Origin of the sequence: Synechococcus sp. CBW1002 (assembly GCF_015840915.1) — a bacterium.
Classification (GTDB): domain Bacteria; phylum Cyanobacteriota; class Cyanobacteriia; order PCC-6307; family Cyanobiaceae; genus CBW1002.
On sequence record NZ_CP060398.1, the window covers coordinates 495,302 to 521,138 of the forward strand.

Consider the following 25,837-nt stretch of genomic DNA (forward strand, 5'->3'; position numbering starts at 1 on the left):
TCTGGCTCATTCACTGCCTGACTGACGCACGGCCTGGCTGACGCTCAGTCCTGGATGTAGGGGATTCCCTGTAGCAGGCAGGCTTCCGCTTTCTGCAGTTCACGCCCGAGATACAGGGCATGATCCAGACGGCTGAGCGGATGGGGCCCAGGCCCCTCGGTGAGAGCCACACCCAGCTCCTTGGCCGTGCGGCCCCGGAACACCGCCAGGGGGGCATGGGGACCGGCGCCGCGGCAACTCAACACCTCCCCGCTTTCCGGATCGGTGGCCAGCCCCTGGTCATTGATGCCGTTGCCGTAGTGCTCGGCCACCAATTCACCGGCCTCGGCATCCAGCTTGATCAGGAAATAACCGGCCGGATCCAGTGCGATCTGGCGCTGCGAGAGCTGCTCATCCAGGCTGCGGCGCTGATCGGCGGCGCTGGCGGGGGAAAACAGAACCATGGCTCCAAGTTAAGCCGCCCGCTGGTCGAGAGGCAGCGGAGTCGCACTGAAGGGCAACTCCGCATTGATCGCTTCGATCTCCTCGCGCATCAACGCATTGGCCCGGGGCAGCCACTGGCGCAGCATCGAATCGAAGCGGGGATCACTCCAGCGGTGCAGGCTGGCCCGCGGCTCGGCCAGGAAACCGCGACGACGCTTGTGGCTGCCCCCCGCACCGGGATCGAAGCTGCGGATGCCCTGGGCGATCGCCCATTCAATCGGCGCGTAGTAACAGACCTCAAAGTGAAGATTGTCGAGGTCCACATCACTGCCCCAGTAGCGACCCCAGAGCTCCTGCTCGGAGCGCACGCACAGCGACATCGCCACCGGCTCCGAGGGATCACCGCGGTGTGCACTGAACAGCACCAGATGCTGCCGCAACTGCTCAGCCGCCGCCGTGAAGAACGCCTCGGTGAGGTACTTGCTGCCCCATGGCCCCCAGCGGCTGCAGTGCTGGGCATAGAAGTCGTGCATCCGCCCCACCATCCGGGGGGGAATCTCCGCCCCCACCAGAGGCGTGACCTGAAGACCCGCACTGGCGACAGCCTTGCGTTCCCGCTTGATGTTGCGGCGCTGGTTGGCGTTGAAGCTGGCCAGGTAATCAGCAAAGCTGCGATAGCCGGGGTTGTGCCAGAGGCTCTGCTGATTGATCCAGGTGGCGCAGCCGGCCGCCTCGGCCAGGGGCTGCCAGGCGGGATCGACATAGAGAAAGTTGCAGCTGAGCAGATGATTGCGGCGGCAGAACGCGTCGATCAGCTCCAGCATCAACCCGGTCAGTGTCGCGGCGTCCTCGTCGGGGGAGAACCAGAAGCGGTAGCCCTGCACCGGGCTCACCGGACTCATGCCCACGAGCTTGGGGTAGTAGCGCAGCCCCAGGTCGTCGGCGAGGCGTGCGAAGGCCTGGTCGAAGACGAATTCGCCATAGCTGTGACCCTTGAGATAGAGCGGTGCCACCGCCACCAGCAGGTCGCCGCGCCACAGACCCAGGTGACAGGGCTGCCAGCCCTGGCGCGGCACGATGCTGCCGCTGGCCTCGAGCTGATGCAGCCAGTCCCAGCCATAGAACGGCAGGTGCTGGCCCACCAGCGCCTGCCACTGTTCGGAAGGCAGCTCCGCCATCGACTGGTGCCAGCGGGCGTGCAACTCAGCCATGGAGCGGGCCGCGGTGGCGAGTGTTCGGGCGCAAAACTAACGGGACTGTTCCAGCCACGGCGGTCTGTCATGCGCCAGCCCCAGCGACGATCGCACCGATCCCTGCTGCTGCCCCTGGCCGCCGCACTGCTGGGTGGCCTGGGCGGGCTGGGCGCAGCGCCACCGGCCCGGGCTGGCCTGGCCCGGCCGCTGCTGATGATGATGAAACCGCAGCTGGAGGAGCGGCTCGCCCGGGTCTGTGTGGAGACCGCCTCTGGAGGGCAGAGCGATCTGGCCCGCAGACTGAAGGATCCCTGCCGCCAGCTGGCCGGGCCCACCAGTGCCTGCCTGATCGAAGAGACTGACCGCAGTGGCCGCAGCCTCGGCGTGGTCAGCGAACTGGTGCAGGGCCGCTTCGGCGACGACAGCGAATGGGTGGTGAAACGCTGCCTGGCCCGTCTGCTGGGACTGAAACCCGAAAGCCTGCAGGAGGTGCCGCTGGAGGAGCTGGCCAAACGCTTCGGTCAGAGCGCGGGGACAGGCAAAGACCGACTTGATTACCCATAAGCCTCCGCAAGCCTGAGATCCCGCTCCGTGCAAGGCATGCAGCAGCAGACTGCATTGGCGATGCGCTCGGTCATCTCAGCCATGGCAAAGCGCCGATTGAAGCGGAAGCAGAAGCCGCCCAGGTAGCGCTTGGCGTACTTGTCAAAGTTGAAGGCATGGAAGGTGCCGTTGAAGCTGGTCTTTAGGTTGCCCAGCAGGGTGTTGATCCAGCGGAACTGCGGCAGGTCGTTGGGGTGCTTGCCGGTGGTGACATTCGCCTTGTGGTGGCAGTTGGCCGTTGTCACGGCGCGGAAGCAGGCCAGGCCATCGGAGAGTACATCGCTACCGGGAGTCAGATTATTCAAGGACCAGTTAGCGATCGCCTCTGAACTGAAGCTATTCACCGGCGCGATCTTTGCGTGGATCGGATGGCCGGACTCGTTCAACGAGACGGCTGCCACGATCGGAATCTTGTTTTCTGATCCGCGACCCACCTTGCCGCCAGTGCGTTCTCCGCCGAGGTAAGCATCATCTATCTGAATCTTTCCCCGCAGCAGATACTCCTCCTCCCGTTCGCTCATCGCCCGCAGGATCTTGTTGTGAAGCAGCCAGGCGGTGTCGTAGTTGACGCCCAGGTGACGACTCAATTCCAGCGAGGAGATCCCGTTCTTGGCCTGGCCGATCAGATAAAAGGCCAGGAACCAGTTTGTCAGAGGGAGCTTGGTGGCCTGCAGGATCGTGCCGGCCGTGAGTGTTGTCTGATGGCCGCAGTTGCGGCATTGGTAGCGCTTGAGTCGTCGGCCGTAAACCAGGCCATGCTCATGCCCATTGCAGCGAGGGCACCGGAACCCATCCGGCCAGCGAGCCTTCTCCAGAGCAGCCTCACATTGCTCCTCTGTGCCGTAGAGCCGCTGGAACTCAGGCAGAGACAGGCCCTTCTGGAACTGGATGCCGTTGCGCGCCATGGCCAGAACAGTATCTGTGTACCACTCTAGTCGGGACAAATGGCCTGCGCGGAGCGAGCTGGGTAATCAAGAAGACCGAAGCCGTACGCCCTGAACGGCACGCCCTACGCGCGATCGCCACCAAGGCTGGGGCGGTCATAACGCAACAGCAGCTCGTTGTCCTCAAGCAGGCGCTGCTCCTGCAGCCGCCAGCCGCGCCGCAGAGCATCCATCACCGGCGATGTCGCCGGCAACCAGCTGTGCGCCCCCCCCAGGAGCTGGGGGCACAGGGTGAGCTGCAGTTCATCGAGCCAGCCTTCGGCCACAAGGGAGGCCACCAGCCGTGCGCCGCCCAGCACCACCAGCCGCTCCAGGCCGGCCAACGCCAGCTGCTCCAACGCCTCCTGCCAGCCGCCACAACACAGCTGGCGCTCAAAACCAGCGGGCGCGGAGGCTCGATCCCCGGCGGGGGCACCAGGACCAGCCGCCAGGCCGGCCGGATCGCCACCAGGATCCAGCCGCCAACGCCGCAGGGGCTGGGCAAAAAAAGGCAGACCGGCCTCCACAACACCACTGCGGCTCACCACCACCGCCAGGGGCTGGGGCTCACGGCCGGCGGCAGCGCGCTGGGCCAGCAGGTCGGCCCGGCGGATCAGGCAGGTGGTGCCGTGGCGCCGCAACGTCTCGGCGCCGATCAGGCAGCCGTCTGCCCAGGCCAGCGACTCTTCCAGCACCCGCCGATCGCCGCGGCCGCCGATCTGGGCCGCACCTCCCGCTGCCGGCGCCAGCCGTCCATCCAGGCTCACGGCCAGCACCAGCCTCAGCAGTGGTCGGCTCCGGCCAGACGACAGGGCAACCACGGCGACAGGCCTCAGGCCGCCGCCAGCACCTCAAGCCCACGGGGCAGCATGCCCAGCTGGGCGGTTTCGGCAAACACCTCGGCGGCGTTGTTGGGGCTCTCCTGCAGGCGGACCTTGTGCAGGCAGGCGCCGGTGGCGGCGATCGGTGACGCCAGAAGATCGCAGATATGCAGCGCGATGTTCTCGGCGGTGGGCACGCAGGCGGCGAAGTGGGACACGTCCTTGTTGAGGAAGGTGTGATCGAAGGGCTCGACCACCAGGTCCTGGACCAGGGTCTGGAGCTCCGCCAGATCGCAGACCATGCCGGTGCGGGGGTCGATGCTGCCGCGCACGGTCACATCCAGCAGGTAGTTGTGGCCATGGCCATGGGGCCGGGCGCACTTGCCGTAGATCGCCTCGTTCTCCGCCTGGGAAAGCTCGGGGCGGGCCAGGCGATGGGCGGCGGCGAAATGGGTGCGGATCGAGAGGAAGGCTTCCATGGTGTCGCCGATCACGTCGGCCCAGAGGTTGGCGGTTTCGTAGAGGCGCAGCCCCATCAGGGGCAGATGGGGGGCCAAGCGGGTCCAGATCGCCCGCACCAGGGCTTCGGTGGTCGGCAGACAACCGGCTGGGGTGGAGAGATCGAACTCCGGCCAGACCTCGTTGAGGTAGCGGAAGTCGAGCTGTCCGGTCACCTCACGGCGGATGGCGTGCTTCACATCCGAGAGATTGAGCACCATGCCATCGGCGTCGAGATCGCCACCCATGGCCACCACCAGCTCGTAGTTATGGCCATGGCCGGGGGCGATGCTGCAGGGACCGAAGCGCTCCTGGTTGGTGGCCGCATCCAGTTCCGGCAACCAGTAGTGGTGGCTGGCACTGAAGGTGGCCCGCCGTGTGATCACACAGGGGCGGCCCCGGCCGTGGGGGCAGGCCGTTCCATCGGGCACGGATGCCGCAGACGCCGGCCGCAGCGCAGCCGACTCCGGTGGGGCCAGGGTGGGCGCACGCAAGCCGGTAGCCATTTTCGCCCATGCCTGTGTAGAGCGTGCATCCTAGAAACCGGATCCCAAGCACTGCCGCGCTCGACGCCCGCCGCCCATGCCCCCCGCCGCTTCCTCCGGATCCGATGGCCGTGACGGATTCAGGGGCTCTGCCTCAGACATCAGCAGGGAAGCCGCCGATCGCACCACCCACCGCTCCCTCGCCCGCCGGCTGGAGGGGATCAACATCTATCTGGTGGGGATGATGGGCGCGGGCAAGAGCGCGGTGGGCAGGCCCCTGGCCGCGGCGCTCGGCTACCGCTTCCTCGATGCCGACACCACGATCGAACAGGTGGCCGGCCAGCCGATTCCGGCGATCTTCGAGCAGGAGGGGGAGGCGGGGTTCCGTGCCCTAGAAACCGCGGTGCTCGATCGCATCGCCAGCTGGCACTCCCTCGTGGTGGCCACCGGCGGCGGCGCCGTGACACGGCCGGAGAACTGGGGCCACCTGCACCAGGGGGTTGTGGTGTGGCTGGATGCCGCCGATGCGGTGCTGTTGCAGAGGCTCAGCGCCGACCCAACCCCGCGCCCGCTGATGGCCGGCCCCGACCCGCACGGACGGCTGCTGGAGCTGCTGGAGCAGCGCCGCCCCCTCTATGCCCAGGCCGACCTGCACATCGTGCAGGGCAGCGGCACGCCGGAGCAGGTGGCGCTCCAGGTGCTGGACGGGCTCCCCTCGATCCTCAAGGAACGCCAGGCCGGCCCCAGCGAACCGCTGACGCTGATCAACGCGGACGGAGCCATCACTCCCTCGCTCAACTGACCACCGCTCAGCCGACCACGGCTCACCGGTGCCCGCCGGGCTCCAGACGCACCGCGAACCACTGGATCGCCAGCCCCGGTGCCAGCTCCAACTCGCAGGCGGTGTCGAGCAGGCGTTCCGCCTGGGCCCGGGCATCGGCGAGGCCGGCCAGATCCTCTGGGACCGCAGGCAGACGCTCGAGGTGGGCCGCCAACCAACCCAACGCGGCGCCCACATCAAGGATCTCCTGAGGCCGCCCCGGCTCGAGCACCACGTAATGATCAAGCTCCCGCATCAGGGGATCAGACATGGCCGCAACGCTGCTGGGCACCATCCTGGCGATCCTGCTGGCTTTGCCGGTCGCAGCCGCCCCTGGAACGGTTGTGCAGGAGCGCCTGAGCAGCTGGCCGCAGTGGCGGCTGCCGGTCCCCCTGCCGCGGCCGGGGCGAGGCGACCTGATCTATCCCCACTGGTTTGCGGGAGCCTGGGAGGTGACCAGCCACAGCCTTGAGGGCGACACCGCAACGCCTGCGGGGCCAGCCCAGGAGCCACCGCTGCACTACCGCGTCGACTTCATCGCCGATCGCCGGGGCCGCATCGTGGGCGCCCGGGCCGCGAACGCCGCTGCGATCGGCCGGGCAGTGCTGGGCCATCGTCTGGTCAGCGTGGAAGACGACCCCGCGAACCCGAACCGCCAGCTGGCCCGCCTGCGCGACGGATCCCTGCTGGAAACCCGCGTGATCGGTCGGCAGGTGCTGACCTTGCCACCCGACCAGTTCCTGGCCGACGAACTCAGCCTGCAGGTGCTGCATGGTGAGGCGGCACCCAGGGTCAGCCGGGTGGAGGTGCTGAGCCACTACCAGCTTGAAGCGGATGGAACCATCAGGGGCGAGCAATGGCTGGCCACCTACCCCTCCCCGACCGAGGGCCTGATGGCCAGCCCCAGGAGCCTCGCCCAGTACGAGCTCAGGCTCGTCCCGCTGCGGCCACAATCCGGTCCCGCCAGCTGAACAGGGGCTCCAGCAGGGGGTTGTCGGCGATACCGGTGACGCCACGGCCCGCCAGGGGTGCTCCGGCGCTGGCCGGGAACTTCAGCAGCGACAGCTGGGCCGCCACGGCCAGATCCGCAATGGACAGAGCATCACCAACCAGATAGGGAGTGGACTCCACCAGCAGGGCGAGCTGCTCGAGGTTGCGGCGCAATTGCTGCATCGCCTCACCGGCGATCGCCTCGCCAACAGCACCGGTGAGGGAGGAGAGGGCCTCGGCCGGCAGGGCACCCACCAGGCTGCGCAGCGGGCCGGGCAACCGATCCGGCAGCAGGGCCGTGCGCAAGACCGGATCGGCGGCGGCGGCCTGCACCAGGGCGAGGCGACAGCCTGCGGACAGGGCGGTATCGGCCCAGTCTTCCAGAAGCCAGAGGCGGGCCCGCTCGACCGGATCGACGGGTTGCAGGGCCGGCGTGGGGTAGCGATCCTCCAGATGCAGGGCGATGGCAGTGGAATCAGCAATCACCTCACCGCCATCCACCAGCACCGGCACCTGCCGCTGACCCGAGAGGCGGAACACCTCCAGCTGGCCCAGGCCTGGCGTCACCTCCACAACGGTGTAATCGAGACCCTTGGCCGCCAGGATCAGGCGCACCTTCTCGCAGAAGGCCGAATGTCTGAACTGATGCAGTTCCATCGGCGGTGACTCCGGGGGCAAGGGGGACTGGCGGGATGCGGCGGGAGGGATCCGCGGCCGGAATGCGACAGAGCCAACCTCCGGGCGGCAGAGTAGCGAGCACCTGCGAGCGCGGTGCACGGCGGCCATGAAGGACTTTTTCGTGAACGTAACGCGGTACCCGCGTTATCTGATCGCCTTCAGCCTCGGTGTGATCAATTCGGTGGTGGAGCCGCTGGCACGGCGACGCAGCAATCCGGTCACGGCGGTGGCCCTGGTGGGGGCCCTGATCAGCGGCCTGCTCAGTCTGGGCCTGGTGCTGCGTGCGATGGTGACCACAGCACCTCTGGCATAGCCATGGCACAGGGCCGACGGGTGGAACGGGTGGCGGCCCTGATCCGCCGCGAAATCAGCGAGCTCCTGATCACGGGCATCAAGGACGAACGGGTCAGCCAGGGCATGGTGAGCGTCACCCATGTGGATGTGGCCGGCGATCTGCAGCACTGCAAGATCTTCGTGAGCGTGTTCGGCAGCGACGACGACCGCATCCAGGCGATGGCCGGCCTGCAGTCGGCCGCGGCCTACGTGAAAGGCGAACTGGGCCGCCGGCTGAAGATGCGCCGAACACCCGAGGTGGTGTTCCAACTGGATCGTGGCCTCGAACGCGGGACCACGGTGCTGAGTCTGCTGAACCGCCTTGGGGAAGAACGGCTGAGCAAAGACAGTGAGCCACCCTTGACTGAGGCCCCCGAGGACCAGAACGGCACTGCGCCATGACGGCGGCCGGGGCTGGCGCTGGAACGGCCACGGAGCAGGACCTGCGGCGCCTGGTGGCCGAGCTGCTGGTGGTGCGCTGCAGCGGCCACCTCAGCGACGATCAGCGGCGCTATCCCCGCTGGGAGCTCGACAACGCCACCCTGCGGCGCCTTCTGGCTGAGGGGGTGGGGGGCGTGATCCTGCTGGGCGGCAGCGCCGCCGAGCTGGGTCTGCGCTGCCGCCAGCTCCAGGCCTGGTCAGGCCAGCCACTGCTGCTCTGCGCCGACGTGGAAGAGGGGGTGGGGCAGCGCTTCGAGGGGGCCAGCTGGTTGGCACCACCCCTCACCCTGGGTCGCCTCTACCAGCGGGAGCCAGGGCGAGCCGAGGAGCTTGCCGAGCGCTATGGCCGCTGCACGGGCGCCGAAGCCCGGGAGCTGGGCCTCAACTGGGTGCTGGCGCCGGTGTGCGATGTCAACAACAATCCCGCCAACCCGGTGATCAACCTGCGCGCCTGGGGGGAGGTTCCCGCCACCGCGGCGGCCCTGGCCACGGCCTTCCTGCGCGGCGCCCAGGCCGAGGGGGTGCTGTGTTGCGCCAAGCACTTCCCGGGGCACGGCGACACGGCCGTGGATTCCCACCTGGAACTGCCCCGCCTCGACCACGAGCGCACCCGGCTGGAGCAGGTGGAGTTGCCGCCTTTCCGGGCCGCGATCAACGCTGGTGTGGCCTCGGTGATGACCGCCCACCTGCTGCTGAGCGAGCTGGACAGGGAGCAGCCTGCCACCCTGTCGCCGGCCGTCCTGGACGGACTGCTGCGCCGGGAGCTGGGCTTCAAGGGCCTGATCGTGACCGACGCCCTGGTGATGGAGGCGATTGCGGCCCGCACCGGCGGGGCCGAGGCCGCCGTGCTGGCCCTGGTCGCCGGGGCGGATCTGGTGCTGATGCCGGAGAACGCCGACGCGGCCATCGACGCAATCCTGGAGGCCGTGCAGCAGGGCCGCCTGTCGCCAGAGCGGCTGGCAGCCAGCCAGCAACGGCGGCGACGCGCCCTGGCCTCGGTCGCGGAACCCGCGGCTCAGCAGACGTCCGCCGCAGACGCGGCCCTGCCACTCCAGCGCCTGGGTGAGGGGCCCCGGGCTGAGCACCGGGCACTGGCCAGGGAGCTGGTGCAGGGCGGTCTGCAGCATCGCGGCGGCCGCCTGACAGTCCGCCCGCAGGGCACACCGAGCGCGGCAGGCTGCAACCTGATTCGTATCGACAACGCCCTGCAATGCCCTGCCCTGCCGCTGGGGGCACCAGCCCTGAACCTGCCGGCCGCAGCGGGCTTCCGGAGCCGCTTGCTCGAACCTCGCAGCCCCTCCCCCTGGAGCCAGGATCCCCGCCATCCGCTCAACCTGGAGAGCCTGGGCAGTGGAGCGGTGCTGCTGCAGCTGTTCCTGCGCGGCAATCCCTTCACCGGCGGCGCCGGCGGTCAGGAGCCGTGGGAGAAGGCGATCCAGCAACTTCAGGAGCTCGGCCGGCTGGCTGCCCTGGTGGTCTACGGCAGCCCCTATCGCTGGGACAGCCTGGTGGCGGAGCTCGACCCGCAGATTCCAGCCGCCTACTGCCCCGCCCAGACACCGTTGGCCCAGCGCTACGCCCTGGAGGCCATCGGCCTGGGAGAAGGAAGCCAGGCTGGGTCCTTCACAGACTGAGCGCCTTGGCAACCCTCCGCCTCGCTCCAGACCAACCGTGACCAAGTCCCTACCCACCGCCATGGGCACCGAGCCTCAGCTCAGCCTCTCGATGATCGTGCGCGATGAGGCCGCCTGCCTGGAGCGCTGCCTGGCCTCGGTACGGGACTTCGTCGACGAGATGGTGGTGGTGGACACCGGCTCAGCCGATGACACGGTGGCGATCGCCGAGCGGTGTGGCGCCGTGGTGCACCCGATCACCTGGCCCGGCGATTTCGCACCGGCACGCAACCGCGCCCTGGAGTGGGTCCGGGGCGCGTGGGTGTTGGTTCTCGATGCGGACGAGGTGCTGCTCCCCGAGGCCATTCCCGCTCTGCGGCAACTGATGGAGCAGCCCGACCTGCTGCTGATCAACCTGCTGCGACGGGAGCAGGGGGCCAGTCAGTCGCCCTATTCCAGTGTCAGCCGCCTGTTCCGCCGCCATCCGGCGATCCACTGGAGCCAGGCCTACCACTCCCTGGTGGACGACAGCGTGATGGCGCTGATGGCGCAGGAACCCCACTGGCGCATTGCCGACTGTCCGGAACCGGCCCTGCTGCACGACGGCTACCGGCCGGAACTGCTGGCCGATGGACGCAAGGCCCAGCGCCTGCGCCAGGCGATGGAGCAGGAACTGCGCCGCAAGCCCGGCGACCCCTACGCCTGCGCCAAGCTGGGCGCCCTCGAGGTGAGTGACGGCAACGCGGCACGGGGGCTGTCCCTGCTGGAGCAGGGATTGGCCCAGTGCCCCGCTGAAGCGGTGGCGGAGCGCTACGAGCTGCTGCTCCATCTCGCCATCGCCACGGCGCCATCCCAGCCGCAGCGGGCCACCACGCTGTATCGCGAAGCCCTCACCCAGCCCCTGCCGGCGCGGGTCCGACTGGCGGCCTTTCACAATCTGGCGGCGCTGCTGCTGCAACAAGCCGAGAACGCTGGACCCTCAGCCACGCCATCCGACCTGAGCGAAGCCCTCGAACTGGCCCGTGCCGCCACCGGCGCCGCTCCCGAACTGGCGCCGGGCTGGATCCAGCTCGGTCTGATCGAACGGCGCTGCGGTCACCTGGAGGCCGCCGCCGCGGCCTACCGCCGAGCGATCACCTGCGATAGCAGCCAGGCAGGGGCCCACCAGAACCTGGGAGTGGTTTCCCTGCTGATGGGCGACATCCCCGCAGCCCGCGAGGGCTTCCGTCAGGCGATCGCCCTGCTTACCAGCCAGGGCAAGACCTCGGCAGCGGAGGCCCTGCGCCAGCAGGCGTCCTCGCTGGTGAAGCTGGAGCCTGCCAGCCCGTTGACGGGCCGCACCGTGGCGGTGACCCGGGCGGAGCAACAGCTGGGGGAAGCTCGCGCTCTGTTTGAGGCGATGGGAGCGCGCGTCGTGGATCTGCCGGCCCTCGTGATCGGTCCCCCCGATGAATGGGGTCCGCTCGACGACGCCCTGGCGGAACTGGAGCACTTTCACTGGCTGATCCTGTCCAGCGCCAACGGGGTGGAGGCGGTGCAGCAGCGGCTGCGCCGCCGCGGCGGCGACCTGGCGCACCTCCCCGGCAGCCTCAACATCGCCGCGGTGGGCCGCAAGACGGCCCGGCAGCTGGAGGATCTCGGCGCCCCTGCAGACTTCGTACCTCCTGCCTATGTCGCCGACAGCCTGATCGAGCACTTCCCTGTCTCAGCCTGGGGCCTGCGGTTGCTGCTGCCACGGGTGCAGAGCGGCGGCCGCACCGTGCTGGCGGAGGCCTTCGGCGAAGCCGGTGCCCGGGTGGTGGAAGTGGCCGCCTACGAAACGCGCTGCCCTGAGGCCCTGCCCTCGCAGACCCTGCTGGCTCTGGAGCGCGGCCACCTGGATGCGATCACCTTCAGCAGCGGCAAGACGGTGAGCCACACCTGCCAGCTGCTGCAGCGCCACTTCGGGAGCGACTGGCGCCAGCGGCTGGACAGCGTGGCCGTGATTTCGATCGGCCCCCAGACCACGGCCCGCTGCCGCCAGGAGCTGGGCCGGGTGGACGCCGAAGCGGACCCCCATGACCTCAACGGACTGGTGGCGGCCTGCTGCAGGGCCCTCAGCGAACAAGGCTGAGGCAACCCCTCAAAGCTCAGCCGTGATCGTGCGGTCGGCCTGGCGCAGCACCAGACGCCCCTGCTGCACGTCCACCGCCTGCACAGACCAACCAGGCGGCAGAAGATCGGTGGAGCGGCCACCCTGATCCCCGGGAGCAAGACTGCCGCTCACAGATTCGAACTGGACAAGAGCCTTCGGCCGACCACTGGATGCCACCACACCATTGAAGCGGAAGGCTTCGGGCAACAGCAGTGGAGGTCGCACCTCCGTTCCAGGAGCTCCTGGAAGGCCAGAGATGAGCTGGCCGTTGGCACTGAGCAACGGCGAACTAAAGGGATCCAGGCGGCCGACCACCATGGAAGCCACCACGGCCTGGGGCTTGAGCAGGGGAGTCAGGCCGGCAGAGTCGAGCGGAGGTTCGGACAGAGGGTTCTCCCGGGCTGGCGGCTGGCGATCGGGAGCAGGCGCCTCAGATGCAGGGCCGCCGCCAAAGCCGGGGATCGAGAAGGGAAGCTCAATCCCCTGACAGCCCGTCAGCAGCAAGGTCAGCGCCAGGGCCGCTGGAGATTTCGACCAGGTCGCGAAAACGGTCAAGGTTGGCCTGCAGTTCCTTGGTGACAATGCCCCCCAGGATGGTGGGTTCCATCAGGGGTGCAAGCACCCCCGGCAGCTCATAGCTGACGCTGAGCCGGACCGTGGTGCATCCGGGACCCTGGGGATAGAAGCGCACCGCCCCCCGGGTCGGCAATCCCCCCACCGATTCCCAGTGCAGCTGCTGGGCCTCGACCCGCTGGGTGATGCGAGCCTTCCAATGAAAACGAAATCCCTGGGCCGCCAGGGTCCAGTCGGTGAGATCGGGGTCATCAAGGGTCTTGACCGACTCGATCCAGCGCATCCAGCGCGGCATCGCCTCGAGATCGCTCCACACCACCCAGACCCGATCCGCGGGGGCCTGGATCTCGGTGGTGACGCTGTGCTCAAGCCAACGGCCCATGGGGAAAGGTGCAAGGGGTCAGGCCACGGCCGCATTGCTGGCGAGCTGAACCGGGCGGTCCAGAATCGCGGCCGCAGCCAGACGCCCGCTCATGGTGGCGCCTTCCATCGAATCGATGTAGTCCTGGCGGGTGTAGCTGCCCGCCAGAAAGAAGTTGGACACCGGGGTGCGCTGATCCGGGCGAAACGGCTCCATCCCTGGCGCCTCGCGGTAGAGCGACTGGGCCAGCTTGACCACGTTGCTCCACACCAGCGTCAGGTTGCGGGCCGAGGGGAAGAGGCTGCGGACCTGGGCATCGGTGGCGGCCACGATCTCCTCGGTCTTTTTGGGAATCCAGGGATCGCCCGGGGTGAGCACGCATTGCAGCAGCGAGCCCAGGCCAGGCCTGCGGTAGTCCACCGGGCTGGCCAGGGCCAGATCCGCGAAGCAACTGAAATCGGCGTCTGCCGTGTAGAGGAGATTGTCGAGACCGGCCGGATGGGCGAGGTCGGCCCGGCGACCGGTCGCCTCGGCGGAATCGCCCAATTCGGTGACCCAGCCGTCGTAGCGGAGCTGCACGGTGGCCACCGGCACGGCCTCCAACCGGTAGATCGCATCAAAAGCCTCGTGGCAGCGCCAGGCCTGCGGCAGCAGGCGCTGGATGCCGGGCACATCACAGGCGGCGAGATAAGCATCGGCCTGCACGTTCAGATCCCCCGCCGGTGTTCCCATCGTGAGCCCCGTGACCCGGGTGAGCGGAGCAACGGCGGGATCACCGGGCTCTGCGGGTGCCTCCTCAAAGTGCACCTCCTTGACGCGGTGGCGTAGGTGCAGGCGGCCGCCACGGGCTTCGATATAGGCCAGGATCGGGCCGGTGAGCCAGCGATGGGGCGACCCCTTGAGCAGGTTGAGCTTGGAGGCCTCGGTCTTGGCCGCGAACATCATGAAGATGGTGAGCATGCAGCGAGCCGAGATCGTGGCGCAATCGATGAAACCCAGCGCGTAGGCCACCGGATTCCACATGCGCTCGATGCTGCGCAGGCTGCCTCCATGGCCGAGGAACCACTCCTGGAAGCTGATCCGATCGAGATCGCGGATCACCTGCATCGCCCCCTCGTAATCCACCAGTCCGCGCACGATCGGGCTGGTGCCCAGGGCCAGGGCATTGCGCAGCTTGTCGATCCAGTCGAGCTGGGGGGTGGTGAAGAAGGCCTTGAGACCGTTGAAGGGGGCGCCGATCGGAAAACGGAAATCGAGTTCGCGCAGATCCCCACCCGCATTCACGAACAGGTGGGTGTGGTCCTTGGGCAGGAGGTTCTCGAACGCCCCCACCTTGCGCATCAGGGCGAAGAGGTTGGCGTAGTTGAAGAAGAACACATGCAACCCCATCTCGATGTGGTTGCCCTCGGGATCTTCCCAGCTGCCCACCTTGCCACCCATGAAGGGCCGGGCCTCGTAAAGATCCACCTGGTGACCGGCATCGACCAGATCCACTGCCGCGGAGAGTCCCGCCAGCCCCGCTCCCACGATGGCGACCCTCACCCTCTGAATTCCCAAACTGGGCCGACTCTATGGAGACGGCTGCGCCAGCGAGCGGATATCCGGTCGAGGCAGCCGCCAGCCTGTGGCGTCTGTCGGCGAGACGACAGCCCCAGCAGCACGGAAAGTCAGAGGGATGGCTGCAACAGCGCCGGATGGGCCTCGTGACCGGATGGCCCTCGTGACCACAAGGAAGCGAAAGCCGCGGACACCCACGAAAGCAACAATGGCAGCCAGGGCTCCATAGAGTTGTGCCATGACCCATCCGCGGCCCCAGCGATGAGCCCCGAGACCGTGCGCTCCGCAACCGCAACTACGACATCCGCAACCCTCGAAACCTTGAACACCGAAACGATCGCGGCCCCCACCGCGAGCCAACCTGCCTCCGCCCCCCCCCAGGCTTCCGCCGGCAAGGACGGCCGGGGCATCCTGATCACCGAGCCGGCCATGAAGCAGCTGGCCGCCCTGACGAGCCAGCAGGGGGACAGCAAAGTGCTGAGGGTGGGCGTGCGCTCAGGCGGTTGCAGCGGTATGAGCTACACGATGGATTTCATCGATGCCGACCAGATCCGCTCCGATGACGAGCAGTACACCTACGAACCCGACGGATCGGCTGCCTTCCAGGTGGTCTGCGACCCCAAGAGCCTGCTGTACATCTACGGCATGCAGCTCGACTTCTCCAGCGCCCTGATCGGTGGCGGCTTCAACTTCACCAACCCCAACGCCACCCAGACCTGCGGCTGCGGCAGTTCCTTTGCCGTCTGAGCCCTGGGCTGCGACGGCCGACATGGGAATCTGAGATCCCGAGGCTTCGCTCCCGCCGATGACGGCCACCTTTGAATCCCGCTTCGATGCGGCCATCGCCCGCTATCAGCAGGGTGGGCCGTCCGCCGAGTTGATCGGAGAATTCCAGGCGATCACCCAGCAGGCTCCCCGCCAGTCGGCGGGCTGGACCTGCCTGGCCTGGCTGCAGTTGCTGGAAGGCCAGGCCGACGACGCCCTGCGCTCGGCCCGCACGGCCGTGAAGCTCAATCCCCAGGATCCCCAGGCCCGCATCAACCTCTGCCTGGCCCTGCTCGAGACCGATTCCAAGGGGGTGCGCGAACAGATCGAGATGGTGCAGCGGGTGATGCAGATGGCACCGGAACTGGCTGCTGAACTGAACGACTCGATGGCCGATGGCCTGCAGCGCAAGCCAGGTTGGCCGGCCATGCAGAAGGTGCAGCGGTGGCTGCAGGGTTGACACGCCTGCTGCTGCTGAGCAACGGCCACGGGGAAGACCTCAGTGGCGCCCTGCTCGGCCGGGCCCTGATCCAGCAGCCGGGGATCCAGGTGAGCGCCCTGCCCCTGGTGGGCCATGGCGAGCCCTACCGCCAGGCCGGCATCGCCGTGCTGGGCCGCACCCGCTCCTTCAGCACCGGTGGGCTCGGCTACACCAGTCTGCGCGGGCGCCTCACCGAACTGGCCCAGGGTCAGGTGGTGTACCTGTTCGGGCAGCTGCTGCGTCTGTGGCGGCGGCGCAAGCAGACCGATCTGGTGGTGATCGTGGGCGACGTGGTGCCGTTGCTGGCCTGGTGGCTGACCGGCTGCCGAGGCGTCGTGTATCTGGTGGCGTATTCCAGCCACTACGAAGGCCGCCTGCGGCTGCCCTGGCCCTGCGGCTGGATCCTGCGGCGGCGCCGCCTGCTGCAGGTGTGGAGCCGCGACGCCCTCACCGCCACTGACCTGAGCCAGCAGCTGGGGCGGCCGGTGCTGTTCCTGGGCAACCCCTTCTTTGATCTGGTGGCAGATGGCTCCGGGACCGGAGCGCCGGCAGGGCCTGGAGATGCCGAAGCGATCGACAGCGCCACGCCCACGGACGAAGCCAGGAACGCCAGTGCTGCACCACAGAGCCTGGTCCTGCTGCCCGGCAGTCGCCTGCCGGAAGCCGAGCAGAACCTGGAGCTGATGCTGCACCTGCTCATCCTGCTGCCGCAGGAGCTGAGGCAGCCGTCACGGCTGTGTCTGCGGGCGGCTCTGGTGCAGCACCTCGACAGCGAGCGCCTGGCAGCCCTGGCCCAGCGACTGGGCTGGCAACTGCAGGGCTCCGCCGATCAACCCCAGGGCCTCTGGATGCAGCGTGAGGAGCTGCGGCTGGAGCTAGGCTGGGATCGATTCGCCTCCCTTTTGCGGCAGAGCGATCTGGTGCTGGCCATGGCCGGGACCGCCACCGAGCAGGCCGTTGGGCTGGGAAAACCGGTGTTGCAGCTGGCCGGCCAGGGCCCCCAGTTCACAGAGGGCTTCGCCGAGGCGCAGCGCCGCCTGCTTGGCCCCGGGGTGGTGTGTGCTCCTGGTGAGGCCGGCATGCTCGACACCCTGCGCGCCAGTGCGGCTCTGGCCGCGCGACTGCTGGAAGAGCTGGCTGATGCCGAACGCGGGGCTCAATGGCGCCGGCAGCTGCATCAGCTGGGTCTGGAGCGGATCGGCGAGGCCGCCGGCACCCAGCGCATGGCCGCAGCGATCATGACCCTGTTGCCCCAGGAGTCCTGTGCCGCCCATGGCTGACACCCCCACAATTCTTCAGCGGCTCAAGGGTGCCCTCGACACCGTGCTGGTGATCGATGTGTTCGTGGTGCTGACCGGTGCCGGCTGGTTCGCCCTGGCGGTGGTCTTGCACAGCCAGGAGATCGAGGCACCGCTGCGAGTGTTTCAAGGGCTCTGGGAGCCCCTGTTCACGCCGGCGATCGGTCTGTTGATGGCCGCTGCCCTGATCAGTGGGGCGCTGGGCTGGTGGCAGCGACGAGGGCAGCGTTGAGCTCCGGGTAGTGAAAGCTGAAACCCTGCGGCTGCAGCCGCTCCGACACGACTCGCTGGCCCTCGAGCACCACCTGGGCGCCATCGCCGAGCAACAGCTGCAGGATCGGGCCGGGAACAGGCAGGAGACTGGGGCGGCCCAGAGCCTTGCCCAGGGCCGCCGCGAACGAGGCCATGGTGGTGGGCTCCGGTGCCACCGCGTTGTAGACCCCACTGAAGCCTCCATCCTCGAGGGCCGCACCGATCAGGCGACAGAGGTCATGACGGTGGATCCAGCTCATCCACTGCCGGCCTGAGCCGATCGGACCGCCGAAACCGGCCCGGAACACCGGCAACATCTTGGCCAGGGCACCACCATCGGGGCCCAGCACAATGCCGATGCGCAGCTTCACCACCCGGCAGCCCGCTGGCGCCCGATCGGCCGCCGCCTCCCACTGCCGGCAGACATCAGCAAGGAAATCTGCCCCCGCGGGACTCGACTCGGAAAACCGCTTCTCCAGATTGGTGCCGTAGTACCCCACCGCCGAGGCGTTGACCAGCACGGCCGGGGGGCGCCTGAGGCCGGCCATCGCCTGCACCAGACCGTTGGTGGTGCTCAGACGGCTGTCGAGCAGCAGCTGCCGCTGGGACGCACTCCAGCGCTTCTCGGCAATCGGCTCCCCGGCAAGATTGACCACTCCATCGGCCTCGGCCAAGACCTGCAGCAGCTCGGATCGCTGCCAGGTGGTGACGTCCGCTGGGTTGAGCTGCATGGCCGCGAAGCGCTCCCCGAGCAGATGGGGGAACGGCTGGGCCTGGCGGCTCACGAGCACGATCGAATGGCCCAGTTCCAGCAGGAACGGGACCAACTCGCGCCCCACGAAACCTGAACAACCCAGCAACAGCAAACGCACGCCCGTCGATCGATGCGATGGAATGCCGCGAGGCTAGGTCTGCGGCGGCTCCGCGGCGGTGGCCAGTCCCAGCCGTTGCGCCAGTGGCACCAGCAGAAAACCCTGTCCCAGCAGGCCCAGCAACACCACCCCCAGGGCCAGGGGAGGCATCGCATCCCCCCAGGGGACGGAGCTGGCCGCGGCCTGGATCGCCAGGGCGATCGGCACCGCGCCGCGCAGACCAGAGAAAGAAATGAACAGCCGGGAATTGCGGGGGAAGCCGGAACGCGCCAGCACCAGTTCCACCATCAGCCAGCGGGCCAGCAGCATCGAGCCGAACAGCACCAGCACATGCAGGGACGACTCCACCACTGCATCGGCGCTCACCACCAGTCCCATGCAGAGGAACAGCAGCAGCTCCGCCATCTTGGCGAAGCCGGCGTGGGCCTCCTCCAGCACCAACCGCTCGGAATCGGCGCTGTTCCCCAGCACCAGACCAGCGATGTAGGCCGCCAGCAGGCCACTGCCGCCCAACAGCTGGGTCCCGCCCACCAGCAACATCAGCACCGCCAGACTCACCACAGCCAACAGCGCCGGGCTGGTGAGCGAACGCCGCGCCGCCAGCAGCTGACGGGCCAGGCTGCCGCCCAGAAAGCCCAACAGGATTCCCAGCAGAAACTGACGCATCACCTCAGTGACCAGGGAGGAGGGCGTCGCCAGCCCCGATGCCCCGCCGGCTCCTGCCATCGCCATCGCCACACCGGCCAGCACCACCGCCACGGGGTCGTTGAAGGCGGACTCGCACTCGATCAGATCGATCAGGCGCTTCGGCAACCGCCCCGACAGAGGGCGCAACAGGGCCAGAACGGCGGAAGCGTCGGTGCTGCAGACCATCGCACCAACGAACAGAGCCAAAGGGAAACTCATCGGCGATTCGTCGCTCGCCAGGGAGCCCAGGGCCATCACCACCCCCGTGATCAACAGGGCCGTCACCAATGACCCCAGGCTTGCCAGCCGGGCGGCCGGCTGAAGCACGGCCCGGAGCTCGCGCCAGTTGGTGGTGAGCCCACCGAAGAACAGCACCAGCACAAGCGCGACCTGGGCGATCTGATCAGCACTGGCGAGGGTGAGCAGCGGCTGGGCCTCAAGGCCGGTGATGGCATCGAGATCGTTATCGGTGAGCAGACCAAGCACCAGAACCAGCAGTACGCCAGGGACCCGCAGACGGGCCGCCATGTCGTCGAGCAGCACGGCAACCAGCATCAGGGCGCCAAACACGGCCAGCAGCAAGGCCAGAGTGGGGGACATGGGCGTGGTTGAGCTGCAGGGGTCCTAGCGTGGACTGAGTCCAGCAGCCACCGATGGCTGAATCGATGACCGACACCACCAGCAGCCCACCTCCGTTGAAGAAGGGAAGCCTGGTGCGGGTGAACCGGGCCGCCTACTGCGGCAGCCTTGAGGCTACGGCGAGCGATCCGGCACCGCCTGACTACCTCTTTGCGGGGCCCGGCGAGATCCTGCTCGTGAAGGGCGAGTACGCCCAGCTGCGCTGGAACCGCCCCGTTCCTGATGTGTGGCTGCGGCTGGATCAACTCGAGGCCTACGCCGCCTGAGCCAGCGACGGCTGTATCTCTCAGCGTTCCAGCTCTGAGTTCCAGCTCAGAGTTCCAGGCGGCGCCGCTCCTGCTTCAACAGGCTGCGACGCTGTTTGGCCTCCCGCAGCATCTCGCGGCCATCGTGCAGATAGCCGTCCACATATCCCATGGTGTAGCGCTCCAGCTCCTGCAGGGCGTCTTTCACCTGGCTGAGGCAGTGATAGAGGCTGAGGCCAAAGCCCTTTGCCGAGGATGGGCAGGGCAGTGACCCAAACAGCGCCTCCACCTTCTCGATCTTGGCCTGGCTCTGGGCCAGAAACCCACAGAACGCCTCCATCAGGCGATCGTCATAGGGATCCGCTGCCAGCTCCCGCAGCTGGGCTGGGAAGGGATTGATCACCTGCCCGAGCAAGCGATCAATCGGTGCATAGACCTGCTGCAACCAGGCCAGCAACAGTCCATCGTCCTTGTCGCCGCGGCGCGGGGCTGCTCGACGTGCGCCGCCACCGGTCCCGCTGGCTGCCGCGGCCCCCCGACCGCGATGGCCGTCGTAGCACCGGCGCCGCTCACCATCGCCCAGCACCTCCCAGGCCGCATTGAGGGCCAGGATCGTGTCGTCGCCGCCGCCGGCGTCGGGATGGTGTTGCTTCACCAGAGCGCGGTAAGCCGCCTTGATCTCGGCGGCACTAGCGGAGCTGGCCACCCCCAGGACTTGGTAGGGATCACGGGCGGGCTGGAACGCAGACAAGGGCAACGGCACGGGATCAGGCTCCATTTTCACCGCAGGCAGCACAGGGGCGCCCCATAAAAAAAGCCCCCCGCTGACGCGGGAGGCAAACGACTTGTGATGTGTGAGGAGTGAAGCAATCAGGCAATCAGAACTTGAAGCCCACTTGGACCACTCCGCCGAGGGAATCGAGACTCTTTCCTGAGGGCGTGTTCTGACCAAGAGGACGGCTCTGATACACCAGCGCGGGGGTCACACTGATGTTGTCGGTGACTTGGAACTTGTACCACCACTCCCAGACATAGTTGCCGTCTTGGGGGGTGGTATCGCTGAAGGCAGAGGTAGTGAAGGGAGCTTGACCAACGGCCATACCCGCGTTATTCCCCTTCACGAACACATCACTCCACTGCAGACCCACCATCCAGGACTGAGCAGCCTGGGTATCGGTGGCAACTTTATAGCTGTCGCTGAAGGTACTGATTCCCCAGCTACCGCTGATCGAAGGGACCCAGCCAGACTCAGAGGGCTGCCAGTAGGCGCTGACAGCAAAGTTGTTGGTGCTGCCACCACCATTGCCTAGATCATCGCAACCCACCCTGGACGCACGGTAGGTGTAGCCGGTACCAGAGCGAAGATTAGTACCACACTGGCCATAGCGGTAAGCGGCACTTAAGCCCCAGTTTTTACCAGCCCCGCCCAGCTGAGCCATGAAGGAAGCTGCGGAGTTGTCGGTCCCCACGCCACCTTCACCAGGGTTCCCATTGGCAGCATTCTTGGCGACGTAGTTCACCGCAGCCGCGAGGTAGGGATTCCCCTTCTTCACCTTCTGCTTCCAGATAGCACCAACTGCGGCGCCAGTCTCCTTATTATAGGTACCCGAAGCGCCAAAGGTGCCAGTAAAGAAGTCCAGGAGATCGGACTTATAAACAACAGGCTTAAGAGCCAAGAGCTCTGTATTACGAGCTCGAGCACCAAGAGTAAACTTGAGCTGGTCGCCCACCGGGAAGGTGTAGTACAAGCGGTCGATATCAACCACGTTAGGGCCAGCGTCAGACTCGAACGACTTATCGAACTTCAGGCTGCGGAAATCGGTAGGGCCATCGAAAGCGCTGGATGCCCAGTTGCCGGCACGCAGACGAGTTCTCAGCAGGTCCTTGCCCGTGAAGCTGGTATCGAAGTTCAGGCGAACGTCGTAAACAAAAACAGTGGCCCCATATTCTTCACGAGCCAGATCGCGCGCCTCTCCAGCGCTACCGCCAAAGGCGTAAGCACCCAGCAAGAAGGTGGCTTCGCCCGAGAGCTTGGTGGTGGTGGAAAACTGGGTGGCCTCCAGCTCTCCCACCTTGGCCTCCAAGCCATCGACGCGGCCACGGAGCACGGCGAGCTCCTTCTCGAACTCCTTCATCAGGCGCTTGAGCTCGTCGGTCACTTCAGTGATCCGGTCGAGGCAGGCGTTCAGCAGGGCCGCCGCTTCATAGCGGGTCATGGCCTGTCCACCTTTATAGGTGCCGTTCGGGTAGCCGGCGACGCAACCGTAGCGCTCGATCAGATTGCTGAGTGCCTGATAGGCCCAGTCGGTGGGCTGAACGTCGGAGAACTGGCTGATGCTAGTGACTTGCTCCTGGGAAGCGTACTGGTTGACGGCATCCAGGTTGAGTTCGTTGGCGTTGGCAGCCAGGGGCGATAGCAGACCCAAGGCCGCTGGCGCCAGAAAAAATTTCTGGAAGGGTTTCATCGAGATCCTCACACCAAATTGAGGGGGCCGATCCAATGGATCAGCCGCGACATCCTGACGGAAACAACAGCAGAGCGCCTGCAGTGCGAGCACAGACCGGAGTGCCCTGCGATACCAGACTGAGCTCCGAGCGCAAGATCAGATCAGCACAAAAAAACCGGCGAGACAAGCTCACCGGGACAGGGAAAACGAAGAAAGGAAGAATGCTCGGGGTGCGTGGTACTTAAAGCACAGGTTGCAAAGCAAGAAAATCCTGGCGCATTAATTGCAGCAAGGCATGGTGTGTGAGGAGCCTGCGCTAGCGCCGATGGAATCGACGGAGAAAGTCAGTCAAACTGAACAAGGAGGGAGAAAAGCGTTAACAATTCTCCCTGCCAAGCTCATGCCCTGATCAGAACTTGAAGGTGGTCTTGACCAGACCGCCGAACTGATTGAAGGTATCGCCATTGACTTTCTGGAGCTGACCCAGAGGAGCGCTGAGGTAGTAGATGGCCGGGGTGACGGAGATGTTATCGGTCACCTGGAACTTGTACCACCACTCCCAGACGTAGTTGCCGTCGTTGGGGGTGTCACCAAGGGCATCCTTGATGTCGGAGTCATTACCAAAGCTGGTGATGAAGGTACCCTGGCCAACGGCCATACCGGCGGCATTACCCTTGATGAACACGTCTTCCCACTGCAGGCCGACGTACCAGGACTGGCTCTGAAGACCATCGAAACCGAAGGCATCATCTTCAGAGTTGTAGCCCGTCAGCCCCCAGCCAGCGCTGATCGAGGGAACCCAGCCAGCCTGGGAAGGCTGCCAGTAGCCGCTGATGCCGATGGAGTTGCTGCTGTCAAAACCACCGAACTCGCTGACGCCCACGGCGAAGGGGGTACCGGAGGCGAACCCGATGCCGTTGGCATAGGTGTAGGCCACGGCCAAGCCCCAGTTCTCAGCGGCGTAACCAATCTGAGCGGTTCCGGTCTGGGCGGAACCATCGGTGCCAATACCACCGATGTTGGGATTGCCTTCGTTGCCGTTTGCGGCCACATAGTTGAGGCTGACGCTCCAGCCGTTCTTCTGCCACCAGATACCGGCACCGGAACCGAGGTTCAGGCTGTAGGCAGCGGGCGCACCGGCGTAGGTGAAGAAGTCGAGCACGGTGTCAGCGGGGTACACGCTGGGCCACATGGCCAGCATGTCGTCCTGACGGACGCGACCACCGATGGTGACGGTGAAGTCGCTGCCAACCGGGAACTGATAGAACAGGCGGTTGATCGCCACGATGTTATCCGAGGCCTCACTTTCCTGGAAGGCGATTTCCAGGGCGCTCAGGGGGTTGGGAGCGAACTCGTTGCCACCCAGGTAGGTGGTGTCGCGGAAGTTACCGGCGCGCAGACGGGTGCGCAGCAGATCCTTGCCGGTGAAGCTGGTATCGAAGTCCAGCTGAACGTCGTAGTTGAAGGTGGTGGCACCCAGTTCGGAGCGGTACTGGTTCCGCAGGAAGGTGGCGTCGCCGTTGAAGCTGTTGGCACCCAGAACGAAGGTGGCCTTACCTTTCAGCTTGGTGGTGGTGGAGAACTGGTTGGCTTCCAGTTCGCCCACTTTGGCCTCAAGACCGTCGACGCGGCCACGGAGCACGGCGAGTTCCTTCTCGAACTCCTTCATCAGGCGCTTGAGCTCGTCGGTCACTTCCGTGATCCGGTCGAGGCAGGCGTTCAGCAGGGCCGCCGCTTCATAGCGGGTCATGGCCTGGCCGCCTTTGTAGGTGCCGTTCGGGTAGCCGGCGACGCAGCCGTAGCGCTCGATCAGGTTGCTGAGTGCCTGATACGCCCAGTCGGTGGGGCGAACGTCGGAGAACTGGCTGATGCTGGTGACTTGCTCCTGGGAGGCGTACTGATTGACGCCGTCCAGGTTGAGCTCGTTGGCGTTGGCGGCCATCGGGGCCAGCAAGCCAAGGGCCGCAGGAGCAACCAGCAGTTGCTTAAAGAGTTTCATGGGGTCCTCACACAAAGGGCGCAATGCGCCGACCCGAAGGATGGCGACTGGATCGGCAGCCCACAAGCACCGCTGTGCCACTCCGGGCAATGACCAGCGGCCTGGTGCTCTGGACATAGGGTGAGCGCCTGCTGCCAGCCCCGGGGATGCACCGATCCAGAGACCCGGGTCCCTGGCTGCCTCTGGGTCTGGGTGCCGCGCTGCGGCTGGTGCAGCTCTGGATGCCGATCGTGGGTGTCCACAGCTGGCGTCAGGCGGACACGGCGGCCATGGCACGCCACTTCGCCGGGAACGGCCTCGTGTTCTGGCTTCCTCAGATCGACTGGGCCGGGGCCTCTCCCGGATATGTGGAAAGCGAGTTCCCCCTGTCTCCTTATCTGACTGCCCTGCTCTACCGCCTGTTCGGCGTGCACGAGTGGCTGGCCCGCGCTCTGGCGGTGGTGTGCAGCCTGCTCACCCTCTGGCTGGTGATCCGGATCGGCACGCGGCTGCTCGGTGCCGGCGCCGGCTGGTGGGGCGGATTCTTCTATGCGGTGCTGCCGAGCAGCGTGTACTTCGGCCGCAGCGTGCAGGCCGAGGCGCTGCTGCTGCTGCTGGCGGCCCTGAGCTTCGAGCGCCTGCTGGCCTGGCAGGAGGGTCGGCGCTGGACGGATCTGCTGCTGTGCTGGCTCGGCTTCACGGGGGCCTGCCTGCTCAAGGTGTTCCCGCTGGTGTGGCTCGGGCTGCCGCTGCTGTGGCAGTGGTGGCGCGGCTGCGCCGAGCGCCCCAACCGCCCCCGGCCCTGGCTGGCGGCAGGCCTGTTCGCCCTCTCGGCCGTGGCCGTGTCGGCGCTCTGGTACTGGCATGCCCACCAGCTGGGCCAGGCCAGCGGCCTCAGCTTCGGCTTCTGGGGGGGGGATGCGGACCGCGTGAGCCCGCTTGCGCTGCTGGGCTGGCGCTACTGGAGTGAGCTGCTGCTGCGGATCAGCCTGCGCAACCTGGCGGTGCTGGGGCTGCCGCTGCTGCTGCTCGGCATCGCCGCGGCCCCCCGCCGGCGGGCCGGCAGCCTGGTGGTGGGCCTGGCCGGTGTGCTCGGGGCGGGGGCCGTGGTGGCCCGCTCCAGCGCCGTGCACGAGTACTACCAGCTGCCGCTGATGCTGTTCGCCTGCCCGTTGATGGGCCTGGGCTGGGAGCAGCTGGCCCTGCGCTGGCCCACGCCCGCGGGCCGCCGGATCCGCCTGGGCCTGCTCGGCCTGCTGATGGCCACGAGCCTGGTGATCCTCAGCCTCGACTACTGGCGCGTGGAGCGGGTGCAGCAGCGCCAGCTGGCCCCCCTGGCGGCGGCGATCCAGGCCAAGACCCCACCCGGGGCCAGGATCGTGGCCGTGAGCGGTCCCGATCCCACCCTGCTGAACCTGGCCCGCCGCCAGGGCTGGCTCACCAGCCCCGCCAAGGTGAGCCCCAAGGCGATCCGCCGCTGGCGGCGGCAGGGCGCCACGGCTTTGGTGGGGAGCCTCGAAACGATCGAGAGCTTCCGGCCCTTCCCCGACGGGGAAGAGAAACAGGAGCTGGTGGCCACCCTCTGCCGGCTGCAGGCCCAGGCCAGCCCCAGCCCGGCTGCCGCCTGCCCCTGGCCGCAGCAGAGCTGGTATGTGGTGCCACTGAGCGAACGGCCACCGGAGCCCGGTTCCCCTTCCCAACCCTCGCCCCCCTGAGTCCACGCAGAT

General features: G+C 67.0%; 28 protein-coding genes and 1 pseudogene. 14 read left to right on the forward strand and 15 right to left on the reverse strand.

Going from position 1 to position 25,837, the window contains the following annotated elements; genetic code table 11:
• Positions 1–44: 44 nt before the first annotated feature.
• Together H8F24_RS02275 and H8F24_RS02280 are read right to left on the reverse strand one after the other, a co-directional pair.
• Entirely contained in the window at positions 45–443 is a 399-nt protein-coding gene (locus H8F24_RS02275; RefSeq protein WP_197158625.1) for a DUF4346 domain-containing protein, read from the reverse strand.
• Between the two features lie 9 nt (positions 444–452).
• Complete coding sequence (locus H8F24_RS02280) at positions 453–1,634, reverse strand: GNAT family N-acetyltransferase (RefSeq protein ID WP_197158624.1); 1,182 nt, start codon at positions 1,632–1,634, stop codon at positions 453–455.
• A 69-nt stretch (positions 1,635–1,703) separates the two neighbouring features.
• On the opposite strand from H8F24_RS02280, the gene H8F24_RS02285 reads away from it, so the two are divergent.
• The gene (locus H8F24_RS02285; protein WP_231598043.1) at positions 1,704–2,180 is read left to right on the forward strand and encodes a hypothetical protein; all 477 of its coding nucleotides are present in this window, start codon (positions 1,704–1,706) and stop codon (positions 2,178–2,180) included.
• Here the strand turns inward: H8F24_RS02285 and H8F24_RS02290 are convergent.
• The 3 genes from H8F24_RS02290 to H8F24_RS02300 all read right to left on the reverse strand — a co-directional run bounded on the left by H8F24_RS02290 (position 2,171) and on the right by H8F24_RS02300 (position 4,967).
• Complete coding sequence (locus H8F24_RS02290) at positions 2,171–3,124, reverse strand: IS1595 family transposase (protein ID WP_197170777.1); 954 nt, start codon at positions 3,122–3,124, stop codon at positions 2,171–2,173. The genes H8F24_RS02285 and H8F24_RS02290 overlap by 10 nt on opposite strands.
• 104 nt (positions 3,125–3,228) lie before the next feature.
• A complete protein-coding gene (locus H8F24_RS02295) occupies positions 3,229–3,963 on the reverse strand; it encodes a dihydrofolate reductase family protein (RefSeq protein ID WP_231598044.1) in 735 nt (244 codons plus the stop codon).
• 11 nt (positions 3,964–3,974) lie between these two features.
• Entirely contained in the window at positions 3,975–4,967 is a 993-nt protein-coding gene (locus tag H8F24_RS02300; RefSeq protein WP_197170779.1) for a 6-carboxytetrahydropterin synthase, read from the reverse strand.
• Between the two features lie 76 nt (positions 4,968–5,043).
• On the opposite strand from H8F24_RS02300, the gene H8F24_RS02305 reads away from it, so the two are divergent.
• Complete coding sequence (locus H8F24_RS02305; protein ID WP_197170781.1) at positions 5,044–5,748, forward strand: shikimate kinase; 705 nt, start codon at positions 5,044–5,046, stop codon at positions 5,746–5,748.
• 22 nt (positions 5,749–5,770) lie between these two features.
• Here the strand turns inward: H8F24_RS02305 and H8F24_RS02310 are convergent, their stop codons facing one another.
• Positions 5,771–6,037: a chlororespiratory reduction protein 7 gene (locus H8F24_RS02310; protein WP_197158621.1), complete on the reverse strand. Its 267-nt coding sequence runs from the start codon at positions 6,035–6,037 to the stop codon at positions 5,771–5,773.
• Here H8F24_RS02310 and H8F24_RS02315 point away from each other — a divergent pair.
• Complete coding sequence (locus tag H8F24_RS02315; protein WP_197170783.1) at positions 6,036–6,737, forward strand: DUF6816 family protein; 702 nt, start codon at positions 6,036–6,038, stop codon at positions 6,735–6,737. The genes H8F24_RS02310 and H8F24_RS02315 overlap by 2 nt on opposite strands.
• On the opposite strand, the gene H8F24_RS02320 is transcribed toward H8F24_RS02315, so the two are convergent.
• On the reverse strand, positions 6,694–7,413 hold the full coding sequence (locus H8F24_RS02320; protein ID WP_197171934.1) for a glutathione S-transferase family protein: 720 nt from the start codon (positions 7,411–7,413) through the stop codon (positions 6,694–6,696). The genes H8F24_RS02315 and H8F24_RS02320 overlap by 44 nt on opposite strands.
• Positions 7,414–7,540: 127 nt before the next feature.
• Between H8F24_RS02320 and H8F24_RS02325 the strand changes: the two genes are divergently transcribed.
• From H8F24_RS02325 to H8F24_RS19045, 5 genes and pseudogenes are all read left to right on the forward strand, one after another.
• Entirely contained in the window at positions 7,541–7,747 is a 207-nt protein-coding gene (locus H8F24_RS02325) for a DUF751 family protein (protein WP_197158619.1), read from the forward strand.
• A 2-nt stretch (positions 7,748–7,749) separates the two neighbouring features.
• Entirely contained in the window at positions 7,750–8,169 is a 420-nt protein-coding gene (gene rbfA, locus H8F24_RS02330; RefSeq protein WP_197170785.1) for a 30S ribosome-binding factor RbfA, read from the forward strand.
• Positions 8,166–9,842: a glycoside hydrolase family 3 N-terminal domain-containing protein gene (locus H8F24_RS02335; protein WP_197170787.1), complete on the forward strand. Its 1,677-nt coding sequence runs from the start codon at positions 8,166–8,168 to the stop codon at positions 9,840–9,842. The genes rbfA and H8F24_RS02335 overlap by 4 nt, the downstream gene beginning before the upstream one ends.
• A 91-nt stretch (positions 9,843–9,933) precedes the next feature.
• Positions 9,934–10,278 (forward strand): annotated as a pseudogene (locus tag H8F24_RS20060) (glycosyltransferase family 2 protein); the annotation flags it as partial.
• An 885-nt stretch (positions 10,279–11,163) separates the two neighbouring features.
• Positions 11,164–11,934, forward strand: coding sequence for a uroporphyrinogen-III synthase (locus H8F24_RS19045; RefSeq protein ID WP_370594809.1), 771 nt, complete (start codon positions 11,164–11,166; stop codon positions 11,932–11,934).
• A gap of 9 nt (positions 11,935–11,943) precedes the next feature.
• Here the strand turns inward: H8F24_RS19045 and H8F24_RS02345 are convergent, their stop codons facing one another.
• The 3 genes from H8F24_RS02345 to zds are packed head-to-tail and all read right to left on the reverse strand — an operon-like array spanning position 11,944 to position 14,431.
• The gene (locus H8F24_RS02345; RefSeq protein ID WP_197158616.1) at positions 11,944–12,510 is read right to left on the reverse strand and encodes a hypothetical protein; all 567 of its coding nucleotides are present in this window, start codon (positions 12,508–12,510) and stop codon (positions 11,944–11,946) included.
• Positions 12,431–12,910, reverse strand: a complete 480-nt coding sequence (locus tag H8F24_RS02350; protein WP_197158615.1) for an SRPBCC family protein — start codon at positions 12,908–12,910, stop codon at positions 12,431–12,433. The genes H8F24_RS02345 and H8F24_RS02350 overlap by 80 nt, the downstream gene beginning before the upstream one ends.
• 18 nt (positions 12,911–12,928) lie before the next feature.
• A complete protein-coding gene (zds, locus tag H8F24_RS02355) occupies positions 12,929–14,431 on the reverse strand; it encodes a 9,9'-di-cis-zeta-carotene desaturase (protein WP_197170789.1) in 1,503 nt (500 codons plus the stop codon).
• A gap of 276 nt (positions 14,432–14,707) precedes the next feature.
• Between zds and H8F24_RS02360 the strand changes: the two genes are divergently transcribed.
• The 4 genes from H8F24_RS02360 to H8F24_RS02375 are packed head-to-tail and all read left to right on the forward strand — an operon-like array spanning position 14,708 to position 17,222.
• Positions 14,708–15,193 (forward strand): iron-sulfur cluster assembly accessory protein, encoded by a 486-nt coding sequence (locus H8F24_RS02360; RefSeq protein WP_197170790.1) that lies wholly within the window; start codon positions 14,708–14,710, stop codon positions 15,191–15,193.
• A 58-nt stretch (positions 15,194–15,251) separates the two neighbouring features.
• Positions 15,252–15,671, forward strand: a complete 420-nt coding sequence (locus H8F24_RS02365) for a tetratricopeptide repeat protein (RefSeq protein ID WP_197158612.1) — start codon at positions 15,252–15,254, stop codon at positions 15,669–15,671.
• Positions 15,668–16,972, forward strand: a complete 1,305-nt coding sequence (locus H8F24_RS02370) for a lipid-A-disaccharide synthase-related protein (protein WP_197170792.1) — start codon at positions 15,668–15,670, stop codon at positions 16,970–16,972. Before H8F24_RS02365 ends, H8F24_RS02370 begins: the two co-directional genes overlap by 4 nt.
• The gene (locus H8F24_RS02375) at positions 16,965–17,222 is read left to right on the forward strand and encodes a hypothetical protein (protein WP_197170794.1); all 258 of its coding nucleotides are present in this window, start codon (positions 16,965–16,967) and stop codon (positions 17,220–17,222) included. The genes H8F24_RS02370 and H8F24_RS02375 overlap by 8 nt, the downstream gene beginning before the upstream one ends.
• Here H8F24_RS02375 and H8F24_RS02380 read toward each other — a convergent pair.
• On the reverse strand, positions 17,179–18,114 hold the full coding sequence (locus tag H8F24_RS02380; protein WP_197170796.1) for a TIGR01777 family oxidoreductase: 936 nt from the start codon (positions 18,112–18,114) through the stop codon (positions 17,179–17,181). The genes H8F24_RS02375 and H8F24_RS02380 overlap by 44 nt on opposite strands.
• A gap of 33 nt (positions 18,115–18,147) precedes the next feature.
• The gene (locus tag H8F24_RS02385) at positions 18,148–19,401 is read right to left on the reverse strand and encodes a cation:proton antiporter (protein WP_197158608.1); all 1,254 of its coding nucleotides are present in this window, start codon (positions 19,399–19,401) and stop codon (positions 18,148–18,150) included.
• A gap of 53 nt (positions 19,402–19,454) precedes the next feature.
• On the opposite strand from H8F24_RS02385, the gene H8F24_RS02390 reads away from it, so the two are divergent.
• Complete coding sequence (locus H8F24_RS02390) at positions 19,455–19,706, forward strand: NAD(P)H-quinone oxidoreductase subunit O (RefSeq protein WP_197158607.1); 252 nt, start codon at positions 19,455–19,457, stop codon at positions 19,704–19,706.
• 46 nt (positions 19,707–19,752) lie between these two features.
• Here the strand turns inward: H8F24_RS02390 and H8F24_RS02395 are convergent, their stop codons facing one another.
• From H8F24_RS02395 to H8F24_RS02405, 3 genes are all read right to left on the reverse strand, one after another.
• Entirely contained in the window at positions 19,753–20,436 is a 684-nt protein-coding gene (locus H8F24_RS02395) for a J domain-containing protein (protein ID WP_231598045.1), read from the reverse strand.
• A 127-nt stretch (positions 20,437–20,563) separates the two neighbouring features.
• The gene (locus tag H8F24_RS02400) at positions 20,564–22,150 is read right to left on the reverse strand and encodes an iron uptake porin (protein ID WP_197158605.1); all 1,587 of its coding nucleotides are present in this window, start codon (positions 22,148–22,150) and stop codon (positions 20,564–20,566) included.
• Between the two features lie 391 nt (positions 22,151–22,541).
• The gene (locus H8F24_RS02405) at positions 22,542–24,131 is read right to left on the reverse strand and encodes an iron uptake porin (RefSeq protein WP_197158604.1); all 1,590 of its coding nucleotides are present in this window, start codon (positions 24,129–24,131) and stop codon (positions 22,542–22,544) included.
• 146 nt (positions 24,132–24,277) lie between these two features.
• Between H8F24_RS02405 and H8F24_RS02410 the strand changes: the two genes are divergently transcribed.
• Positions 24,278–25,825 (forward strand): glycosyltransferase family 39 protein, encoded by a 1,548-nt coding sequence (locus H8F24_RS02410; RefSeq protein WP_231598046.1) that lies wholly within the window; start codon positions 24,278–24,280, stop codon positions 25,823–25,825.
• The last annotated feature ends 12 nt before the right edge of the window (positions 25,826–25,837 follow it).